Annotated in this window: 2 protein-coding genes; both read left to right on the plus strand. The window is 44.8% G+C overall.

Features of this window, described 5'->3' with window-relative positions; all coding sequences use genetic code 11:
* Window positions 1–580 precede the first annotated feature (580 nt).
* A complete protein-coding gene (locus tag O9295_RS22655) occupies window positions 581–1,186 on the plus strand; it encodes a hypothetical protein (RefSeq protein WP_002799672.1) in 606 nt (201 codons plus the stop codon).
* A gap of 273 nt (window positions 1,187–1,459) precedes the next feature.
* On the plus strand, window positions 1,460–1,703 hold a 244-nt coding region (locus O9295_RS22660), incomplete at its 3' end, for a helix-turn-helix domain-containing protein (protein ID WP_288035537.1).

Below are 1,703 nucleotides of genomic sequence, written 5' to 3' on the forward strand. Positions count from 1 at the left end.
CAAGCTTTTCTGGTCGGAACCCCCTAAGCCGAGTTTTCAAGGTGCTGCGCCGTCCACTTGGTTTTCGAGACTGGCCTTTTAATTCTAACGTAAAGCCAACCTAGAACGGCGGGGTTTCAGACCCAAAATTTCCGATGATAGTTTTATCTAGGGTTTGCGGCAAAAAGTTTTTCGTGGGGGCAGGGTGTAGGGTGTGGGGTGTGGGGTTTTACCGATTTTCAGGTGGTCAATTACCTAATTTTCAGAGAAAAAGTACCTGAATTTTCCCCCCGATCACTCCCATGCCCGGAACTTTTTGAGGGCAAAAAAGTCTAAAAGTCTTATCCAACAAGGTTTTTAGATTTATTCAGCCAGCCCTAATTAGTCTAAATATTGGCTAAGAAAATTACTGGAAATATCAAATATAGCGTTATCTTAATGGTGAGGTAGGAAGTCTCTGGTTTTAGGAAAGGACGGAACTGCGGAACGCCGGAACAGTAGCTGGTCGTCCGGAGATGACGCCAAATCCCGTCATACTTCATCTTGATGAGAAACGCTATCAGCTGTTGTCTATTTAAACTGGGTATTAAGGAGAGCAATCATGAAAAATTCTCATCAATTGACCAAATCCCTGAAGCGTTTTCGTTATACACTTTTTCTGGGAGTAGCGGCCATGGCAATCACTAGCTGGGGGATGCCCAATATTTCTGTAGCCCAGACTACTCCTGCTCAAGAAAAAGTGCAGTTAATGTTCGTGCAAACGGCAGAAGATATTCAGGTAGATCCCGTCACAAAAACAATTCGCTTGGTGAACGTCAACAAACAGACATTATACTTTTCCGATCGCCCGAACCGGATTGCTGGTAATCTGACCATGGCCGCCTATATGGATGAGTGGACAGCCAGGGCAGGAAAAGATAATTTTGCTAACGATCCCCCCAATGCGACCCTCTCAGTCTACGAACCTGGTCGTCAAGACAATACTATAGTTGTCGTCGAGATTAGCAATCCCGTCATCGATGGCAAGGACTTGATTTATAGCTACAAGCTAATCGAAGGGACTCTACCCAAGGCCGGCGGGGCAACTTCCCTATTTATCGATTGGATTGGTGTTGGTGGTGGTGTCGGTCCTGGCTTTTACGGGGTGGGGGCCGGTACCCGCGGAGTCGGTTTATACGGTGGTTACGGTGGACCCCTACGTTATTAATACTAATGTTCTATTATTCCTGTAAATTTATCTAGCGATTAGGAGAATCCCATGAGTTACCTAAATTCTTGCCGTTGAAAGCCTTGTGGCTTCAGCCCAAGTATGAAAACAAGGAGCGAGATTTTAATCTCATGTATCCTAAAATATGATATGACACCAGCAATGCGAACAAGAACAAGGTTGGTCGCGTCGATCTCATCGAAAATTTGGGTCTGAAACCCCGCCGTTCTAGGTTGGCTTTACTGTTAAATATGAGCATCGTTTACGAAATATATGCTAAAATATGAGACATGGAAAAGCTATCGCTACCGATTTTACCCAACACCCGAACAAGAGTCGCTATTGCGGCGCACTTTGGGCTGTGTAAGATTAGTTGACAACAAAGCTCTCCACGAACGAACACAAGCTTGGTACGAAAAGCAAGAAAGAGTAGGCTACGCTCAAACTTCTTCAATGTTGACCGATTGGAAAAAGCAAGAAGAATTAGACTTTCTCAATGAGGTAAGCTGTGTACCCT

Origin of the sequence: Microcystis sp. LE18-22.4A, from assembly GCF_027531105.1 — a bacterium.
Classification (GTDB): domain Bacteria; phylum Cyanobacteriota; class Cyanobacteriia; order Cyanobacteriales; family Microcystaceae; genus Microcystis; species Microcystis aeruginosa.